An 18018-nucleotide genomic window follows, 5' to 3' on the forward strand; every position below is an offset into this window, starting at 1 on the left:
CGGGGTGACTGCGGCCTGGCCCTGCGCCACCACCGCGCCGAAACCCCGGCGAAGCACGGCGCCGCGCTGGCGGGGAGCGCTGACCGCGACACGTCCTTCCAGCACCTCGGTGTGCGTCTTGCCGTCGCGGGCTTCCACGCGGAACTGCGTGCCGCGCACCGCGGACGATGCGCTGGGGGTGTCCACGATGAAGTTGGCCGCCGGTCCACGCAGGTGGCGGACGTCATTGCCGATGCGCCCGCGCTGCAGTCGCAGCCGGGTGTCGGCCATGCCGGAACGGCCGAAGCGGGTCAGCCGGTCGAGCAGCAACTCGCTGCCGCCGAGCAACAGCAGCCGCGAGCCGTCGGCGAACTGCAGGCTGAGCGAGGCCTCCGGCGAGGTCGTCACGCGCGCGCCGCTGCCTAGCGACATCCCGGCCGTCACCGGCGCATCGCGGCCGGCTGCGGTGCGTGCCACCGCGGCGCCCTGCAGCGCGACGACCTTGGCGGTCGCGGGCTGGTCATGCAGCCATTCGAGCGGAATCCGCAGTGTGCTGCCCGGCGGCAACTGGTAGGGGTTCGCGATGCGGTTGTGCGCCTGCAGCCGCTGCCAGGGGATCGAAGGCTTGAGGTACGCGCCGGTCACATCCCACAGCGTGTCGCCGGGACGGACGCGATAGACCCATTCCTGCGCGTGGACGGACCACGACGCTAGCACCAGCATCGCCAGGCCACACCAGCCCAGCCATCCTCTTCCCCGGCTCGCCCGCCCTCGCATTGCACGCTCCCGCATTGATCGTCAGGAAATGTTGAATCGATCACAATTATAGAAGCTTTGATCCGGCATCTGGCCGGTGTTGCCCTTGTTCGTCGTTAATGTGACTTGGCCTGGCGGGCGCGCCCCGTCCCGGCACCCTCAGGATGGTGTGCCGCCCCACCGGGCGGCGATGCGGCGCGCCAGCGCGTAGGGCTCCGGCGCATCGCGGTTGGTCAATAAGATGACCGTCAGCCGTTGCGCCGGAAAGCGCAGCAGGACGTTGCGGAAGCCGATGCTTTCGCCCGAGTGCCACTGCATGCCGCCCTGCAGGCGCCATCCGAAGCCGTAGTGCGCCACGTCGGGTTCCCGCGTCGTGATCGAAGGCGCGAACGCCAGCGCGCGCGACGCGGCCGACAAGAGTCGATCGTCGTAGAGCGCGGCGTCCCAGCGCGCAAGATCCCCGATCGATGAGTAGATTCCCCCGTCGCCGAGCACCGCGCTGGTCATGCTCTGGTCGGTGCGCCGCCAGCGGCCGTCGCGGAGGCTGTAACCGAATGCGCGATCGGCTACCTGCGGGCCTTCGTCTTCGCGTGCCTGCGTCGCGGTCATGCCCAGTGGCGTGAAGATGCGCGCGTGCACGAACTCGGCGAACCGCTCTCCGGAGGCGCGCTCCACGACCAGCGACAGCAGCGCATAGCCGCTGTTGCTGTAACGGTAGGTGCTGCCGGCGGGAAAGTAGAGACGATCCCCGCGTTCCAGCAGGCGCAGCACATCCGCATCACGTACCTGTCGCGTCTGCGTGGCGGGAACGAGATCCTCGTAGTCGACCAGGCCCGACGTGTGGGTGAGCAGATGGCGAAGCGTGATGCCTTCGGCCGCCGCGGGCAGCGAAGGCAGCCAGCGCCGCAGCGGATCATCGACCGTCAGCATCCCGTCCTCGGCGAGCAGGAGCACGCAGGCGGCGGTGAACTGCTTGCTGATCGAGGCGAGGCGGAAGTTCGTCCGGGGCGAAGCGGCGATGCCTGCCTCCAGATCGGCCATGCCATAGCTGCGCTGGAAGACGGGCACACCCTCCTTGAGCACCAGTAGCGAAGCGCCCGGGACCTGGCCCGCATAGTCACGCATCCATGCGTCGATATCGTCTTCGCGCGTGGACGCGCTCGCCTCGACGTTCGCCATCACCAGGATCCCCCACAGACAGGCTGCTTTCATCGCCTTCTCCCGGCCACCCAGGGCGAAGCCTAGCACCCGCTCAGTCGAGGGCGGCTTCGGCGCGGAGTTGACGCTCGCGTTCATGGCCCAGGTAGCGGCGAATGCCATGCCGCATCAGGTAAAGCAGCGGGATCAGCGCGATGGCCGCCAGCATCTTGTACACGTAGTTCACCGTGCTGACCGCCAGGAACAGCGAGGTCGGCCACTTCTGCGGCCCCAGCACGAAGGCGATGTAGATCACCACGAAGCTGTCCACCAGCTGCGAGATCGCGGTGGAGCCGGTGGCGCGCAGCCACACCCAGCGTTCGCCGGTAGCCTCGCGGATGCGGTGGAATACCGAGACGTCGATCAGTTGTCCCACCAGGAACGCCACCACCGAGCCGGCGATCGTCCACATGCCCTGCCCGAAGATGGCGGCGAAGGCCTTCTGGTAATCCGGCACGCCCTGCGCCTGTGCCGCATCCACCCACCAGCCTGCCGGCGCCAGCGCGATCGCGGCGAAGGCGAAGAGGAAGCCGTAGACGATCAGCGCCACCGCCAGCCACGAGATGAAGCGCACGCCGCGCTTCCCGAAGAACTCGTTGATGGTGTCCGTGAGGACGAACACGAACGGCCACAGCAGCGTACCCGCGGTGAAGCTGAGCGAGCCCGTCTGGCCGAACAGGTTCCATTCCAGCGGCGCGATGCCCAGTGTGTCTTCCAGCGCGAAGATCTTGACGCCGATGAACTCGGCCAGCACCGCGTTGGCGCAGAACACCGCGGCCAGCACGATGAAGAGGCGGACCGCACGGTCGTCCAGCGTGCGCGGCGCGTCCATCGGTCAGCGCTCCCCGGCGCGGGTGAACGGCATGGTTTCCGGTGCCACGGCGCCGCCGGAAATGATGAATTTCCTTCCTGCTGTGTCCCGGGTGTTACCCCCGGCCATTGGTAGCACTACCGGATCGGCGGAAAAACCCGACGAAAGGCGCCTTTTCCCCATTGCACCGCCTGTTTGCATCTGATAGCTTCTCATAGTAAGTGATAGCCTTTCGGGTGTTACCAACGGTATGGCAAAAGTCGCCGCCCCTCCCGCGATCGAACCCAAGCCCAAGGCGGGCGAGGGCAGCCGTCGCGTGCACCTGGACCAGGCGACCGTGGCCACGCTGCAGACGCCTACGCGCGAGCAGGGCAGCTGGTTGTACCTGGACGACGAGATCCCCGGCTTCTGCTGCCAGGTGACCTACCAGGGCACGAAGACCTTCCGCCTACGGTATCGCAAGCTGGTCGCCGGCGAGCGCAAGCCGCGGTGGTTCTCGGTGCGCATCGGCAAGTGGCAGGCCGGCACCGCCGCCAAGGCGATGCCCGACAAGCAGAAGGTCGGCATCACGGCAGCCAAGGCGCGCGAGAAGGCCGCAGAGCTGCGTCGGCAGCTGGACCAGGGCGCCAACCCTGCGCTGGAGCTGCGCGCACGCGAGGCAGAGCTGGCCCGGGCCGAGGCCGGCACGCTCACGGTGCGGCAAGCCTTCCACAGGTACCTGGCCGCGATCCGGTCCCGGCGCAGCCCGATGAAGGACTCGAGCATCGCCAAGGTGGAGGATGCATTCGAGGTTCACATCCTGCCGCAGCTGGGGGAACGCCAGGTCGGCGGGCTCACGCAGCGCGACGTGCGCGAGCTGGCAGAGACGACCGCCAAGGGTCGCAAGCGCCGCGGGCGCAAGATCGGCGGGCCGGTCGCCGCCAATCGCGTGGTCGCGCAGTTCTCTGCCTTCCTGACCTGGTGCACGAAGCAGGAGCCGCCGCTGATCGCCAGCAACGTGGCCAGGCTGATCGACCGGGGCGAGGTGCTGGAGAAGGAGCACGCACGCGAGCGCTATCTGACACGCGAGGAGTGGGCGGCGCTGATGCGCGACCTGGACGAGCGGCCCTATATCGCCACGCGCGGCTCCCGCTTTGCGGCGACGAAGACCGTGCGGCTCGACAAGCCCCAACTGCGGACGCTGGTCAGCTGTGAGGCCATCCGAATCAGTCTGCTGACCGGTGCGCGCAAGGGCGAGGTGTACCGGATGCGCTGGGCCGACGTCGACCTCGACGCGCGCTGGTGGATCAAGCCGCGCACGACCACGAAGGGCGCCAAGGTGCACGAGGTGGCCTTGCCCAAGGTCGCCGTCGAGGCCCTGCAGCGCGTGCGTGCGGCGCATGCCGACCCGATATGGGTGTTCCCCGGGAAAGAGCGCATGGAGAAGCTGGCGCGCGGAGAGAAGCCGAAGGCGAACGAAGGCTCGCACGTGCGTGACGTGCACGAGCTGTGGGGGAAGATCCGCGAGAGCCTTGGCATCCCCGACGTGCGTCAGCACGACCTGCGGCACACCGCGGCCAGCGTGCTGATAAGCAACGGGGCGAGCCTGTACGACGTAGGCGCGCAGCTGGGACACCAGCAGGCGCAGACCACGATGCGCTACGCGCATCTGCTGAAGGAATCCAAGCACAAGCTGGCCAGCGTGATGGATGCGTTTGCCAGTGAGTCCTCCGCCGGCGAGGAGAACGAAGGCCGGTAAAAGCGGCGGAACCGGAGGTTGCAGCCTCCGGCCCGCCTTCCAAAACCCGACTACTAGAGGAGTCGAGCATGGCTATTTATTGTAACGCTGCAGAGCAGCAAAACAGGACATCCCGTGGGATTCGCGTGTTCAGCAACATTCACGCGGCCACGACCATGGAAGGTGCCATTCGCCTGGTCAACTGGTGGAACAGCCAACGGCGCGAAGCAGACGCGCACGCCGTCCAGCGTTTCATCGGTTGCAGCCGCGCCACCGCTTACCGCTACCTGCAGGCGCTCCGCGCTGCTGACGGGAGGGCGTGAGCATGGTCACCAAGCCAGAACCCACCACCGTGCAGGTTGTGCAGCGCGCGTCGTCCGTATCGACGAGCGTCCGCGCCACGATCGCGCACGTCGCGGAGCAGATCGACAACCACGACCTGGCAGCCGTGCTCTACGGTGCCCTGTTCCTGTCTGAGGACCTGGAGAAACTGCTGGAGGCCGCTGCGCGCCGCCTTGAGCGCGGGGAGGCGTCCGCATGACCATCCAGACCGTCCTGGCCGATGCCATGGAACTGAGTGCGGACGACCGTGCGCAGCTGGCGCGATGGCTGACCGTGTGCGTACGCGTCGACCTGGAGCTCGAGCCCGAGAGCGTGCGCAAGGCCAGCGACCGCGACCTGCGCGAGATGCTGGGAGGTTTCCAGTGAGCGCCGTCATCCTGACATTCCCTCGACGCAAGCCGATGGAATGGGACGAGTTGCCGCTAGCGTGGACGGACGGCGCCAGGTCGCTTTACCAATACCTGACCTATGACGGCGAGATGACCCACGCCGAGGCGATGGATTACGTCGAGTCAACGCAGGAGAGCGACCGTCGCACGCAGGGAGACGCGCGCGGGCAGAATGGAGGCAGGAGGGGTTAGGCATGGGCAAGAGGCACACGATGCTGCCGGCAGAGTTCACCGGCGACTACGGGTTGTTGCTTGAGCGATTGGAGCAAGGCATCGCGACAGACCTGGACCAGCAGTGGGCAGCGCGCATCTTGCGCGCTTCCCCTGTTCCTTTGAAGGTCGCAGGGGGTGAGACGCGCGCGCGGGATCGCGAATACATGATCTACCTGCAGGTGCTCGGCGAGTTGGAAAAAGGACATACGCCTACAAGGGCGTTTCAGGTGGTGGCCGCGCGCCACACCACCGCCCGCGGATATGACGACGGCAGCAGTGCCCGCGAAGATAGTAAGCGGCCCCTGTCTGCCAAGCGCGTGGGCGAGATTTACCGGCTTTCCGAAGCCCGCGGTGCTGCGTTGGCGCGGTTCCTTGAGGAGCGGAGGCACGATTTGTTCCCTGATTTCGACGGGGAAGACGACCCGTAAATTCCATTTTTTATGGGTGCACTTAAGGTCAGGCCATCACCCCTCGTCGACTAGACAGCGATGGCCCACCGAGACGACAGCCAGACCCCCCAGCTAGACAGCCTGCGCCAGCTGGTCCAAGCATCCATGGAGAAGGAGGGCGTGCCGCGGAAGATCGCGGCCGCCACGATGCAAATCAGTGAGCGGACGCTCGACCGGCGCGCCGACATCCCCAAGATCCGCGTCGGCCGGCGCGTGTATGTGCCGGCGTGGTTCGTGGCATCGAAGCGGGGTGGCCAATGAGCGCCGACCTCAACGACCTGAGTGCGCCCGACCGCCTGCTGAAGACGACCGCCGCGGCCGCGTATCTGGACATGCACCCGATGACGCTGGTCAAGTGGCGCAGCTGCAGCGAACCCGGCAAGACGGTCGGTCCGAAGTGGACGGTGCTGGCCACCGGCTCGATCCGCTACTCGCTGCACGAGCTGCAGCGCTTCGCCGGCCTTCGCCAGGAGGCCGCATGAGCTTGAACGGCACAGGCGAGCAGATCCGCGCCTTCCTGCAGGACGAGCGTCTGCTGAAGCAGATCGCCGGCACGAGGCAAGGGCGCCAGAAGCTGCATTCGATGCGGCAGCAGTTCGTCGACCAGCAGGCCAGCCAGTTGGCACAGCTGCAGTTCTGCAATGACGCGATCGAGAAGCTGACGGCGGTGCTCGGGGAGATCGAAGCATGAGCGCCCCCACCAATCACCCCGCCATGCAGGGCTATGAGCTGGACAACCTGCTGCAGCACGCAGCAACGCCCGAAGGGCGCAAGTTCCTGGAGATGCACCGCGGCCTGATCCGCGAATGCAGGGACCACGTGCAAGCGCACATCGACACGCTGCGCGAGACCGTGGCGCAAGCCGACGAGCTGCTGCAGCGGTTCGCCGTCATCCTCGACAAGGGTGGTGAAGCATGATCGACGTGCTGCTGAATCGGCTTGATCGCGTTCGCAAGCATGGTGACGGGTACCGCGCGCGCTGCCCGGCATGCGGCGGCCACTCCGACCGCGACAAGCTCAGCATGTCCGAACGTGACGGCAAGGTCCTGCTGTACTGCTTCGGCGGGTGCCGCGGCGACGCGGTGCTGGCGGCCGTCGGCCTGAGGTGGGCGGACATCATGCCGCCGCGAGATCGGCCGTTGACGCCGCGCGAGCGTGACGAGATCCGAAGGGCTGCAAGGCAAGCCGGCTGGTCGATCGCGCTGGATGCCCTGGCGATCGAAGCCAAGGTGGTGCTGGTCGCGGCGCGTGAGCTGCAAGCCGGCCGCGCCCTGCCGACGGAAGACTTGGCCAGGCTCCAGGAGGCGATTGCCTGGATCGACGCATCGGCCACTCTGCTGAGCGACGCCCCGGCATGGCGCCCGGACTACATGACACCGGTGAAGGCCGCCGCATGAGCCGAACGACACTGGAGGATCGCGCACGCACGGAGCTGGACGCACAGCAGCGAGCCGACGCCGCGGAAGTGGACCGCCTGGCCAGGCTGGCGACCTTCAGCGGGGAGTCGGCCAACGTAGAGCCGCCGCGGGAATCGCTGGGCGAGAAGCTGCGCCAGCTGATGACGCCATGGAGCGCGCAGGAACTGGCCGAATCGACGAAGCCTTACCCGCACGCATTCCAGGATCGGCATGTGGGGCTGTTCCCCGTCGGCGAGGTCAGCGTCATTGCCGCCGCCGGCCGCGAGGGAAAGACGACGGTGAAGGTGGGCGTTTCGACGGCCATGTGCATCGAGCACAGCCTGGCCGACCTGATGCCGTTGGAAGGCCGCAGCGTGGTCATCTACTCCTGCGAGGACGACCGCGCGCAATACGCTAGCAAGGTGCAAGCGCAGCTCACGCTTCTGAGCGCAGCGCAAGGCGAGCACGTCATGCGCAGGCTGATCGTGCCGAACCTGGACGACCTGGGGCCGCTGGCATCGAAGGCGCTGGTCATGGTCCTTGCGGGCCAGCCGGTGGAGTCTGGCGCGGTGGACGCGATCATCGAGGCGATGCAGCCGATGATGGACGAGCCTCTGCCGCCTGGGCTGCTGATCTTCGAGACTGCCAGCACGCTGAGCGATGCCGAGGAGACGAACCCCGGCTTTCGTGTGCTGATCCTGGCCTTGCGTCGCATCGCGCGCACCCTGGGCGTTGCCGTGGTGCTGAGCCATCACGTCAGCCAGACCTCGCTGCAGGGGTTGCCCGACCTCAACCTTTCCACGGCCGACATCCGCGGCGGCACGGCGCTGGTCAACAACGCGCGCCAGACCGCGATGCTGGTCAACCTGGGGAGCGAGGACGATCCGTTTCCCGACACCGACGCACGCACCGTCCTGCGACGCATGGCAGCACCCGACTGTAACGGCCGTGTAACGGTGCTGGTAACGCTCGACAGCTCCAAGGGCATCGCGCCTCCGCCGGTTTTCTTCCAATGGCTCCAGGCCCCGAGTGGACACCCTGCCGCGGTCGAGGTGGAGCCGCCGCCGCAGCTTCGTCGCAAGGCGTGGCGGAAGGTGCGGGAGATGCTGGTCGCCGAGCGCGTCAGCCAGCGCAGCGAAGCCAAGAGCAGCGCTCAGAACGCCAACGTCGCATTGGTCATCCGCCAGGTGGCGAAGCTGGAGAAGAGCGGCAAGCAGCCCACCGCGCGGGCCGTGTCGATCGCTGCCGGCAAGTCTGCAACGTGGGCCACTGGATACCTGCAGGCCGCCGTCGAGTCCGGCGAGTTGACGTGCTCCATGGAACCGGTGGAGCGGACGAAGGGCGGGGCGATGGTCTACCGCATGGCTCACTCGACGGAAATGGCGGCATGAAGCGTCGAGTCGTGGCGAAAGCATTGCCCTGTCTGGCTTTGACTCAACGGATCACTAGACGGTCGCTGGCGTCGAGTCGCGTCGGGCAGGCAATGGAGACAGGGGGAGCGAAGCGGACTCCCCTGTCCCTTTGCCCTGTGCGTCGACTGGCGCTGACTGACTCAACGACGGTGGGTTTTCCCTATAGGGCGTCGAGTGAGTCGAGCGTCGAGTCGGAGGGAGGAGTGACGCTGAAGTTCCACGCGCCTGAGGTCGTGTTCCACGGGCTTGGCTGCAACCCATTTACGAAACACTACGAGATGCAATATCTCAAGCGGCACAGAAGGATTGACCCTTTCAACCCTTGCAATTACAAGGATTCCACGATGATTCGATTTCCCAATTCCACGTTTGGTAACGGCTTGGCAACTGCTCGCGTACGCGTCGACATGCCGGCCACGGTTTGGCCGCGTGAGGTGACCCATGGCTGAGACCGTCAATACAGGCCACTGGCCCGACCCGAACGACCCGGCATCCCACCGCGCCTATGCCGACCGCCAGGCCAACAACCGCCACGGCTTCCTGAAGACGGGCACGGCGCCCGAGGTGATCCCCACGGTGCTGCGCCTGGAGTTCGGCGAGTGGGAGACCCCGCAGGGCATGGAGGGCGACGACGACCTCAGCATCCTGCACAGCATCCACCACAAGGCCCGGCAGGGGTTCGACGAGATGCTGGAGACCATCGACCAGATCGCCAAGGATGACGACCCCAGCCTCAACCACGACGGCCGCCTGAAGATCGCGGCCAAGATCATCGAGCCGAAGATGACCAGCATCGCCAAGCTGGCAGAGCGCGAGCTGGGCAAGGTCGACGCCAAGGTCGAGGGGCTGGAGGCCGAGATCGGCAAGGCCCTGCGCACGGCCGATCCGGTGGACGTGGCGGTGCACGCCGACATCCGCGCCCACCTGCGCACCCTCGACATGGGCCATCGCACCGCGGCGTTGCGTGAGGCCATCGAGCGGGGCGACATCACGACCCTGCAGGCCGTGGCCACCGCGCCCCCGTACCTGAGCGGGTTCGAGCTGAAGGGCGGCCAGGACGGCGCCACGCGGCTGTTCAATGACGCGGTGGAGGCTGCCCGGCAACGGCTCGCCCCCGACCACCACAAGCGCGTCCAGGCGCTGCGGCAGGGCAAGGCCCGCACGCTGCAGGCCCTGAGCACGTTCCACAAGAAGGCCACCGGCCTGATCGACTTCAACCGCGCCCGCGCCCTGCAAGAGCACGAAGCCGCGCGCCGCGCCAAATACGAGGACTGACCCCATGGCACTGACCATCCCCGCCGACATCGCTTTCATGTTCCGCCCCGTCGAGCAGCTGCCGCCGCTGGTGCGCGGCACGGAGACCAGCCAGATCCTGCAGCCCGGCGACATCGCGCAGGTGACCGCACCCGATGACGGCCAGGTCTGCGTTTTCCAGCAGGAGCAGGCCGGCGCCGAGTGGATCGAAACGAAGCTCACGCACGGCAGCTATGCCGCCTTCCAGGCCGGCCACCGTGCGCTGACGGTGCGCGTGGTGAACCAGCCGTTCTCGATGGGCGATGCGTCGCTCGAGATCGCGCGCAGGGTGCACTGATGGCCAAGCTCACCCTGAACCCGCCGCCGACGTGGCAGAAGGCCGTGGAACTGCCCGTGCCGGGCGGCACCGCGTCCGTGACCTTCACCTTCCGCCGTATGGACCTTCCGCAGCTGAAGGAATTCATCGCCAAGCTCGGCGAGATGACCGACGTCGATGCCGTGGCCGCGGTGGTCACGGGCTGGAACCTGGACGACATCCTCGACGCCGATGCGATTGCCACGCTCTGCACCACCTACCCGGGCTCGGGCTTCGCGATCCTGCGCGAATACATGCGCGAGAGCATGGGCCGGCCCTTCGAACTGAAGCGCATCGCTGACCTGGAGTAACCGATGGCAGACCTAGCCACCCTTGGCATCCGCGTCACCACGCAAGGCGTGCGTGAAGCGGCCGCTGACCTTGACAAGCTCGACAAGTCGGGCGAGCGCACCAGCAAGCGCGCTGCTGACCTCGGCAAGGCGTGGGGCGTGGCGCTCGGCGGCGCCATCGCCGGCGGCGCGGCCATCGCCGTGGTCGGGCTGAAGAAGTACATCGACAACACCATCCAGGCCGAGAAGATCCAGGCGCAGCTGGTGGCGACGATCAAGTCGACCGGCGGCGCGGCGGGCCTGGCCGTCGGCCAGCTCAACGACATGGCTGACGCGCTGATGCGGGCCACCACCTTCGACGACGAGTCGATCAATCAGGTGCAGGGCCTGCTGCTGACCTTCACGAAGATCGGCGGCGACGTGTTCCCGCGGGCCACTGAGGCCGTGCTCGACATGTCGACGGCGCTCGGCGTCGACCTGAAGTCGGCCGCGATGCAGGTCGGCAAGTCGCTGAACGATCCGGTCGCCGGCCTCACGGCGCTCTCCCGCGCCGGCGTGCAGTTCAGCGAGACGCAGAAAGAGACGATCAAGGACCTGGTCGAGACCGGGAACGTCGCCCAGGCCCAGACGCTGATCCTCAAGGAGCTGGAGACCCAGATGGGCGGCTCCGCACGCGCGGCCCGCAACACACTGGGCGGTGCGCTGCAGGCGTTGCAGAACAGCTTCGACAACCTGCTGGAGGGCGACTCCGGCAGCGGTGGCGTGCGCGGCACGCGTGACGCGATCGAGAGCCTGACCCGCACGCTCAACGACCCGTCGATCAAGCGCGGGATCGACGACATGGCAAGCGGCCTGCTGTACATCGCAAACAGCGCCATCCAGGTGGTGGCCAAGCTCGGCGAGGCCGGCTCGGCAGTGGCCGAATTTTTCGGCGATGCGCAGAAGCGCAGCTCGACCATGCTGCGCAACCAGCGCAATGAGCTGGAATCGCAGATGTACGGCCTGGAGCGCCGGATCAAGACGATGGCCCCGCTCAACAGCGTGGCCAACCCGCTGGGCATTCTGACTGCGGTGGATCAGGACGCGCTCGCAAAGGTGAAACGCGAGATCGCCGAGATCGACGCCATCTTGGCCCGCCGCGACCGTCCCACGCCACGTGGCGCCCTGTTCTCCGACCAGTCCGCGCTGCCGGAAAGCATGCTGCGGGGCGGATCGGGTGGCGGTGGCGCCGCAGATCCGGACGCGCCTGCGCGCATCCGTGACCGGGCGAAGGCCACGCAGGAGCTTTCGGCGGCCGAGCTGGCGCACCGCTCGATCATGGAGGACCTGGCGATATACGAGGACCTCTGGGCGCAGAATTCGCGGGATGCCATCGCAGCCGAGTACGACCGGCAGAAGCAGGTCGAAAATGGCATTGCGTCGACGCAAGCGCTGATAACGGACATGGAGTTCGAGCTGTCCCTTCTGGGCATGACCAACAAGGAACGGATGACCGCCATCGCGCTGCGGCAGGCCGACGTCAACGCCACCGACGAGCAGATCGCCCGTATCCGCGAGCTGGCCAACGCGCAGTACGAAGGCGAGAAGTCCGCCGCGTTGTGGGACAACGCGCAGCGCAGCCTGTCGGATTCGATCTATGACGCGGTGTCGGGCACGAAGTCGCTCAAGGATGCCGTGCTGGACTTCCTGGACTCGCTGAGCCGCAGCATCCTGCAGCAGTTCGCAGACGACTGGGCGCAGACGATCACCAAGTCACTCCGCGGCACGATGTCGAGCGGGAGCACCGGCAGCTCCAGCGGCACCGACTGGAGCAGCCTGATAAGCGACTTCATGTCGCTGTTCAAGACGGACGGCTATACCGGATTTTCCAAGGGTGGATACACCGGCCCGGGCGGGAAGAACGCACCACGCGGCATCGTGCACGCTGGCGAGTACGTGCTGAACCAGGAGGCGGTGAACGGGCTGGGTCTGCCGTACTTGAACCACCTCAACGCGGGCGGCTCACCTGCACCCATGGCGCAACCGCGCGGCCCCGTTTCAGTGAGCCAGACCTTTGTTGTGCAGGGCAGGCTCGACCGCACAACGCAGGCGCAGCTCGCGCGCGAACAGGGCCGCGAGGCTTCGCGTGCTCTCAGTCGTGATGCATAGGAGTAGGGCATGAGTAATGGCGCACAAATCGGTGGTGTCATCGGCGCAGTGATCGGCGCATGGATCACTCAGAGCCCGCAAGGCGCGCAGCTGGGCTACGCGATCGGCTCCACGTACGGCGGCGTGCTCGCGCTTCCGGTCATCGAGGATGGTGACGATGAGCCTGCTTAATGCCTGGGTGGGCAAGACGCGCGCCATGATCGGCGTTGATACCGACAGCATCACGCCCGAAGGCGAGCACTTCGACACGTCGAAGCTGCTCATCCTGCCGCATGCCGGGGTCGTCTTCGCTGGTCGTGGCGATCGCCTGTTCGTCGAGGCCCTGTTCCAGTATTTCTACCGGGGCACCGGCACAATCCGCTTCGATGAGGTGGCGGAACACCTGTCCAACGCGATACGCGCAGTCATTGAGCACATGCGAAGCCTTCCAGGCTTCAGCAGCGAACAGGATTACCAGGTGGTGGTGGCTGGCTGGTCAGAGAAACTGCAGCGCATGTCCGGCTACTTCGCGCATGGCGTATTCGACGTGAACGCGACACCCGCCATCGACAAACTGGGGCAGATCGTGATGCCCCACGATCCATGGCTCGACTGCCTGCGCGAGATCCCGACGCCGAAAGAGCCGGAGAGCCACCTGATTCTTGCGGCCGTGCAGTCCAAGTGGCTGCGCCAGCAGGGCACGGCCGGCGGCGGACGGCTTGTGCTGGCCGAGCTGACGCAGGACCAGGTCACTGTTCGCACCTTGAGCTTTCAGGGAACGTCGAGCGAGGAGCGCTGAGTGCCAAAGTGCCAGACCTGCCACCACCCTGACCGGGAGCGCATCGAGACGGAGCTGGCTCTGACGAGCAGCGTGCGCGAGGTATCAGAGCGGTGGGACATCCCTCGTCGTAGCCTGGCGCGCCATCGCCAGAACTGCATGACGCAGGAGCAGATCGCGCGCATCCGCTTCGACGTGCCAGCGCAGGTCGAGGTGGACATCGCCGAGCTGACGCGACGCGGTGGCGAGGACGCGATGCTGGGCCTCAAGCGTATGCGGCCCGAGCTGACGGCCATCGCGGCAAAATGCGAAGCAATCGGCATGTATGGCGAGGCTGCGAAGTACCGCAAGCTCGAGCTGGACTGCTATCGCGAGCAGCTGAAGATCGCGGCGCTGTATCCGAGCAAGAAGACGGTGAACAACAACCATCTGGTCATCACCGACGGACAACCCATGTTCCAGCTGTTCGACCGGATTCTCACGGTCGCCGAGGACATCACCGCGGCACGGCGCATGCTGGCCGCTGAGTTCCGCATGCTGGCCGCACCGGAGGCGATGGCTTGACCGGTCTGCGCGCCAGGACGGAGAACGAGCGCCGCGTGCTGATCGCCGAGAGCTGGCGCCACGATCCCGTGCAGATGATGCGCGACGGCGGTTTCGAGCCTGATCCGCACCAGGTGCGGCTGCTGGAGAGCCGTGCACAGAATGAGCTGGTGCTGTGGCCACGCCAGCAGGGCAAGTCGCGCACAATCGCCACGCGCGTCCTGCACTGCGCTTATTTCGACCCGGGCGACATCGTCATCCTCGCAGGCGAGAAGCAGAAGCAGGCCCGCGAGGTGTTCGACAAGGCGTGCGAGATGCATGAGACGTATTTCGGCCTGGGCAATGTGCCACCCATCGAGGTGGTGGGCGAAGAGGCGCTCATCGGCAAGTCGCGCATCCTGGCGCTGCCGTCGACGGTTGACTCCATCCGCGGCTACTCCACGAAGCTGGCGGTGGTAGACGAGGCCGCATTCACCGAGGACGGCACGCTGAAGAAGGTGACGCCCATGCTCGCCATGACCAATGGCCGCCTGATTTGCGCGAGCACGCCGAACGGCGCCATGGGCTGGTTCCACGACGCGTGGCATTCGGTCCCGCGGCCGACGGAAGAAGACGAGGATCCGCTCGACTGGTATCGCCACAAGGTGACGATCGAGGAGGTACTGGCGTATCCGAACCCGCGGCTGACCCCGCGCGAGATCAAGCGCCAGAAGATGATCCTCACGCCGCTGGAGTTCCGCCAGGAGTGGATGCTGGAGTGGCTGGACGGAGAGCAGCAGTTCTACCCCACCGAAGTCATCCAGGCCGCGCGCGATGATGAAATCGTGCCGCTGTTCAAGCGTTTCGAGGCTGCCGCATGAGTGGGCTGATCGATTTCGAGCGCAGCTTCTTTGCCGGCATCGACTTCGGCCAGGTGAACGACTGGACGCCGATCGCCGTGATCGAGCGGATCAAGCCCGTGATCCGTCCGAACGTGTGGCCTGCACAGGTCCCCGACGCGCGTGCAGAAGTGAAGGCTACCCCCACGCGGCTGGACCTGGTGCACCTTGAGCGCATCCCGCTGGGAACGCTCTACCCGGCGCAGGCGCGGCATATCGCGGGCCTGCTGAAGTCGCCAGTGCTCAACGGGGTGAAGTCGTACGCGGACATTACCGGCGTCGGTCGCGGACCGTACGACATGCTGAAAGAGCTGAAGGTGCGCGACCTGTACGGCATCACGATCACCGGCTCACGTGGCGCGGCCAAGCGTCACCCGTGTGGGTGGAGCGTGGGCAAGGCGGAACTGGTCAACGCCATACAGATCGAAATGCAGACCGGCCGCCTGCGCATCGCAACCCAGCTTGAGCTGTTTTCCGTCCTGGAGCGGGAGCTTATGGAGTTCCGCGCCAAGGTCAACGACCACGGACACATGACTTTCAACGCCCGCGAAGGCCAGAACGATGACCTGGTGCTTTCGGTGGGCTACGCGGTGTTTGGCGCCCTGCTGCCGACGCCTGTTACCTCTGTCGACCTGAGAATGCCAGCATGACCACCGACTACAAACACCCGCTCTACGAGAAATTCGCCCCGCTGTGGACGAAGGTGCGCGATGCCTGCGCTGGCGAAGATGCGGTGAAGGAGAGGGGCGAAAAGTACCTCCCCAACCCAGCGCCGACGGCCCAGAACAGCGCAGAGCGTTACGAGCGATACAAGATGCGCGCGGTGTACTTCAACGCCACCGGTCGCACGCTTGCCGGCCTGATCGGCGTGGCATATGCCAAGTGGCCCGAGATCGTCACGAGCAACAAGTCGCTGCTGCAGGATGCCGATGGTACCGGCGTCGGTCTGATCGGCCAGAGTCAGCTGGTGCTGTCCGACATCCTCCAGACCGGCCGCGCTGGTCTGCTGACGGACTGGCCGAAGAAGGAGATCGGCCGCAAGCTGCGATCGCGCGCAGAGGCGGAAGCCTTGGGACTGGTGCCGCGCATAGTGGCCTACAACGCCGAGCAGATCCTGACTTGGCAGCAATCGGACGGCATGCTGACTCGCGTGGTGCTGCAGGAGACGCGTGAGGAGTACGAGGCCGGCGAGGTCAAGGAGTACCCGCAGCTGCGTGAGCTGGTGCTCAACGCCGACCGCGGTTATACGATCCTGCTGTGGGTGAAGTATTCGCAGACGGGCAAGTACATGCTGGTCGAGACGGTGACCACCGGCCTGAGCTACATCCCCTTCACCTTCGTCGGCGCGGTCAACAACGACGCCTCGCCCGACATCCCGCCGCTGCTGGACCTGGCAAACCTCAACTTGGCGCATTACCGCAACTCGGCCGACTACGAGGAGAGCGCGTTCGTCATGGGTCAGCCGCAGGCCGTGCTGACTGGCATCACCGACGACTGGAAGGAGAAGATGGGCGTGCTCCAGTTCGGCGCGGGCAATGCCTGGGTGCTTCCGACCGATGCCGACGCAAAGCTGCTGCAGGTCAGCCCTAACACGCTGGCCAAGGAAGCGATGAGCGACAAGGAACGCATGATGTCGCTGCTGGGCGCGCGCCTGATGGCCCCCACGGAATCGGTGAAGACGGCAACGCAGAGCGCAGCCGAGACGAAGGCGGCATACAGCCAGCTTAGCCTGGCCTGCGACAACGTGAGCGCGGCCTACACGAAGGCGCTGCAGTGGGCTGAGGGCGGCACCTCGCTGTCTGCCTCGCAGTCTTTCGCCATCGACACCGACTTCAGCGAGCTGATGCTGGACTCCAACGCCATCCGCGAGATCGTGGCCGCGTGGCAAGCCGGCGCCATTCCGCAGTCCGATGCGTGGGCGGCCTTGCGCAAGCTGCGCGTGATCGATCCCGGTAAGACGGACGAGAAGGTCGCTGGCGAGATCGAGGCGCAAGGGCCATCCCTGAGCCTCAATGAGGCGGCCTGATGGTCGCCCTGGTCGACGAATCGATCCGCCTGCAGGTTCTGCTGGAGCGGCTGAAGGCGGGCGAGGATCGGAAGATCGACGCCTTCCTACAGGAGGAGGCCAAGCTGCTGTCCGCGCGGCTCAAGCGTGCCAACCTTAGCCCGGGCCAGACCGCGCGCGTAGAGGCGCTATTGGCGGAGATCCGCGACACCTTGCGGAGCCTGCACGACAAGCGACTGGGGGAGCTACGCGCGCGGATGGGGGAGCTGGGCGAGTTGGTGGCGGACACCGAAGCCAAGAGCCTGGCGGCCGCGCTGGACGGCTGGGAGACCGCCACACCGAAAGCAGAGGTGCTGCGTGCGGCCGTGAATACCTCGCCGTTGAGCGTGCGCGGCGCCGGCGGTGGCATGTTGCTGGATGCGTTCCTGGATGGCTGGGCGAGCGCGGATATCGAGCGCGTAGAGGGCACCATCCGACGCGGTTACTTCGAGGGTCGCACCACGGAGCAGGTGGTGCGCGACGTGATCGGCACGAAGGCGGCCAACTACCGGGACGGCATCGTCGACGTGAGCCGCCGCAACGCGCGCACCGTCGTGCACACGGCTTTGCAGCACGTGGCCAATACGGCGCGCGTTGCGACCATGAAGGCCAACGAGGACGTGGTGAAGGGTTACAGGTGGGTCTCTACTCTGGACAGCCGCACCAGCGAAATCTGCCAGGCATTGGACGGCCGCCAGTTCGACCTGGGCGAGGGGCCGATCCCGCCGGCGCATCCCAACTGCCGATCGACGACTGTGCCCGTCACGAAAACCTTTCGTGAGCTGGGAATCGACATAGACGAGCCGACCGCCGGGCAGCGCGCGAGCGAAGACGGGCCGGTGTCCGCGTCGCTGACCTACTTCGAATGGCTCAAGACGCAGCCGGAGAGCTTCGTGGAAGAAGCGCTCGGCACCACCCGCACACAGCTGTTCCTGCAGGGTGGACTGAGCGCGGACGAGTTCGCGCGCCTGCAGCTCAACCGCAATTTTCAGCCCATCACCCTGGACGAGATGCGCCAGCTTGCGCCCAAGGTGTTCGAGCGCGCTGGCGTCGACTGATGTATCGTCCGGCCACCAACGGAGGAGGA

At 66.2% G+C, this 18018-nt stretch carries 26 protein-coding genes; 23 read left to right on the forward strand and 3 right to left on the reverse strand.

All coding sequences use genetic code 11. The annotated features are described in order from the left end of the window. The 3 genes from CYU89_RS08950 to CYU89_RS08960 all read right to left on the reverse strand — a co-directional run. On the reverse strand, nucleotides 1-756 hold a 756-nt coding region (locus tag CYU89_RS08950; RefSeq protein WP_296280264.1), incomplete at its 3' end, for a FecR domain-containing protein. 138 nt (nucleotides 757-894) lie between these two features. Next, nucleotides 895-1914 carry a serine hydrolase domain-containing protein gene (locus CYU89_RS08955; RefSeq protein ID WP_296280663.1) on the reverse strand — a complete coding sequence of 340 codons (1020 nt, stop codon included), beginning with the start codon at nucleotides 1912-1914 and terminating at the stop codon, nucleotides 895-897. Nucleotides 1915-1987: 73 nt separating this feature from the next. Further along, complete coding sequence (locus CYU89_RS08960; RefSeq protein ID WP_296280265.1) at nucleotides 1988-2764, reverse strand: queuosine precursor transporter; 777 nt, start codon at nucleotides 2762-2764, stop codon at nucleotides 1988-1990. Between the two features lie 229 nt (nucleotides 2765-2993). Here CYU89_RS08960 and CYU89_RS08965 point away from each other — a divergent pair, with 229 nt between their 5' ends. From CYU89_RS08965 to CYU89_RS09075, 23 genes are all read left to right on the forward strand, one after another. Next, nucleotides 2994-4481: a site-specific integrase gene (locus tag CYU89_RS08965; RefSeq protein WP_296280266.1), complete on the forward strand. Its 1488-nt coding sequence runs from the start codon at nucleotides 2994-2996 to the stop codon at nucleotides 4479-4481. A 68-nt stretch (nucleotides 4482-4549) separates the two neighbouring features. Then, nucleotides 4550-4783 (forward strand): hypothetical protein, encoded by a 234-nt coding sequence (locus CYU89_RS08970; RefSeq protein ID WP_296280267.1) that lies wholly within the window; start codon nucleotides 4550-4552, stop codon nucleotides 4781-4783. Continuing rightward, nucleotides 4780-5001 (forward strand): hypothetical protein, encoded by a 222-nt coding sequence (locus CYU89_RS08975; protein WP_296280268.1) that lies wholly within the window; start codon nucleotides 4780-4782, stop codon nucleotides 4999-5001. Before CYU89_RS08970 ends, CYU89_RS08975 begins: the two co-directional genes overlap by 4 nt. Continuing rightward, the gene (locus CYU89_RS08980) at nucleotides 4998-5168 is read left to right on the forward strand and encodes a hypothetical protein (RefSeq protein WP_296280269.1); all 171 of its coding nucleotides are present in this window, start codon (nucleotides 4998-5000) and stop codon (nucleotides 5166-5168) included. The genes CYU89_RS08975 and CYU89_RS08980 overlap by 4 nt, the downstream gene beginning before the upstream one ends. Nucleotides 5169-5385: 217 nt before the next feature. Continuing rightward, nucleotides 5386-5832 (forward strand): hypothetical protein, encoded by a 447-nt coding sequence (locus tag CYU89_RS08985; protein ID WP_296280270.1) that lies wholly within the window; start codon nucleotides 5386-5388, stop codon nucleotides 5830-5832. 126 nt (nucleotides 5833-5958) lie between these two features. Then, nucleotides 5959-6114, forward strand: coding sequence for a hypothetical protein (locus CYU89_RS08990; protein ID WP_296280271.1), 156 nt, complete (start codon nucleotides 5959-5961; stop codon nucleotides 6112-6114). After that, nucleotides 6111-6335, forward strand: coding sequence for a hypothetical protein (locus CYU89_RS08995; protein WP_296280272.1), 225 nt, complete (start codon nucleotides 6111-6113; stop codon nucleotides 6333-6335). The genes CYU89_RS08990 and CYU89_RS08995 overlap by 4 nt, the downstream gene beginning before the upstream one ends. Next, nucleotides 6332-6544 (forward strand): hypothetical protein, encoded by a 213-nt coding sequence (locus CYU89_RS09000; protein WP_296280273.1) that lies wholly within the window; start codon nucleotides 6332-6334, stop codon nucleotides 6542-6544. The genes CYU89_RS08995 and CYU89_RS09000 overlap by 4 nt, the downstream gene beginning before the upstream one ends. Beyond that, nucleotides 6541-6771: a hypothetical protein gene (locus CYU89_RS09005; protein ID WP_296280274.1), complete on the forward strand. Its 231-nt coding sequence runs from the start codon at nucleotides 6541-6543 to the stop codon at nucleotides 6769-6771. Before CYU89_RS09000 ends, CYU89_RS09005 begins: the two co-directional genes overlap by 4 nt. Beyond that, on the forward strand, nucleotides 6768-7250 hold the full coding sequence (locus tag CYU89_RS09010) for a hypothetical protein (protein WP_296280275.1): 483 nt from the start codon (nucleotides 6768-6770) through the stop codon (nucleotides 7248-7250). Before CYU89_RS09005 ends, CYU89_RS09010 begins: the two co-directional genes overlap by 4 nt. Continuing rightward, nucleotides 7247-8641 (forward strand): AAA family ATPase, encoded by a 1395-nt coding sequence (locus CYU89_RS09015; RefSeq protein WP_296280276.1) that lies wholly within the window; start codon nucleotides 7247-7249, stop codon nucleotides 8639-8641. Before CYU89_RS09010 ends, CYU89_RS09015 begins: the two co-directional genes overlap by 4 nt. A 224-nt stretch (nucleotides 8642-8865) precedes the next feature. Further along, nucleotides 8866-9111: a hypothetical protein gene (locus CYU89_RS09020; RefSeq protein WP_296280277.1), complete on the forward strand. Its 246-nt coding sequence runs from the start codon at nucleotides 8866-8868 to the stop codon at nucleotides 9109-9111. Next, nucleotides 9104-9937, forward strand: coding sequence for a hypothetical protein (locus CYU89_RS09025; protein WP_296280278.1), 834 nt, complete (start codon nucleotides 9104-9106; stop codon nucleotides 9935-9937). Before CYU89_RS09020 ends, CYU89_RS09025 begins: the two co-directional genes overlap by 8 nt. A 4-nt stretch (nucleotides 9938-9941) precedes the next feature. Then, nucleotides 9942-10253 (forward strand): hypothetical protein, encoded by a 312-nt coding sequence (locus tag CYU89_RS09030; RefSeq protein WP_296280279.1) that lies wholly within the window; start codon nucleotides 9942-9944, stop codon nucleotides 10251-10253. Continuing rightward, a complete protein-coding gene (locus tag CYU89_RS09035) occupies nucleotides 10253-10582 on the forward strand; it encodes a phage tail assembly chaperone (RefSeq protein WP_296280280.1) in 330 nt (109 codons plus the stop codon). Before CYU89_RS09030 ends, CYU89_RS09035 begins: the two co-directional genes overlap by 1 nt. A 3-nt stretch (nucleotides 10583-10585) precedes the next feature. After that, the gene (locus CYU89_RS09040; protein WP_296280281.1) at nucleotides 10586-12709 is read left to right on the forward strand and encodes a phage tail length tape measure family protein; all 2124 of its coding nucleotides are present in this window, start codon (nucleotides 10586-10588) and stop codon (nucleotides 12707-12709) included. Nucleotides 12710-12718: 9 nt separating this feature from the next. Next, nucleotides 12719-12880, forward strand: a complete 162-nt coding sequence (locus tag CYU89_RS09045; RefSeq protein ID WP_296280282.1) for a hypothetical protein — start codon at nucleotides 12719-12721, stop codon at nucleotides 12878-12880. After that, nucleotides 12867-13487, forward strand: coding sequence for a hypothetical protein (locus tag CYU89_RS09050; RefSeq protein WP_296280283.1), 621 nt, complete (start codon nucleotides 12867-12869; stop codon nucleotides 13485-13487). The genes CYU89_RS09045 and CYU89_RS09050 overlap by 14 nt, the downstream gene beginning before the upstream one ends. Further along, nucleotides 13488-14030 (forward strand): hypothetical protein, encoded by a 543-nt coding sequence (locus CYU89_RS09055; protein ID WP_296280285.1) that lies wholly within the window; start codon nucleotides 13488-13490, stop codon nucleotides 14028-14030. It abuts the gene before it with no gap. Next, nucleotides 14027-14869, forward strand: coding sequence for a terminase family protein (locus CYU89_RS09060; protein ID WP_296280287.1), 843 nt, complete (start codon nucleotides 14027-14029; stop codon nucleotides 14867-14869). The genes CYU89_RS09055 and CYU89_RS09060 overlap by 4 nt, the downstream gene beginning before the upstream one ends. Beyond that, nucleotides 14866-15537, forward strand: coding sequence for a hypothetical protein (locus CYU89_RS09065; protein ID WP_296280289.1), 672 nt, complete (start codon nucleotides 14866-14868; stop codon nucleotides 15535-15537). Before CYU89_RS09060 ends, CYU89_RS09065 begins: the two co-directional genes overlap by 4 nt. Further along, on the forward strand, nucleotides 15534-16913 hold the full coding sequence (locus CYU89_RS09070) for a DUF4055 domain-containing protein (protein ID WP_296280290.1): 1380 nt from the start codon (nucleotides 15534-15536) through the stop codon (nucleotides 16911-16913). Before CYU89_RS09065 ends, CYU89_RS09070 begins: the two co-directional genes overlap by 4 nt. Then, nucleotides 16913-17989, forward strand: coding sequence for a minor capsid protein (locus CYU89_RS09075; protein ID WP_296280292.1), 1077 nt, complete (start codon nucleotides 16913-16915; stop codon nucleotides 17987-17989). Before CYU89_RS09070 ends, CYU89_RS09075 begins: the two co-directional genes overlap by 1 nt. Nucleotides 17990-18018: the final 29 nt, after the last annotated feature.

Source organism: Pseudoxanthomonas sp., from assembly GCF_002863005.1.
In the GTDB taxonomy this organism is placed as follows: domain Bacteria; phylum Pseudomonadota; class Gammaproteobacteria; order Xanthomonadales; family Xanthomonadaceae; genus Pseudoxanthomonas_A.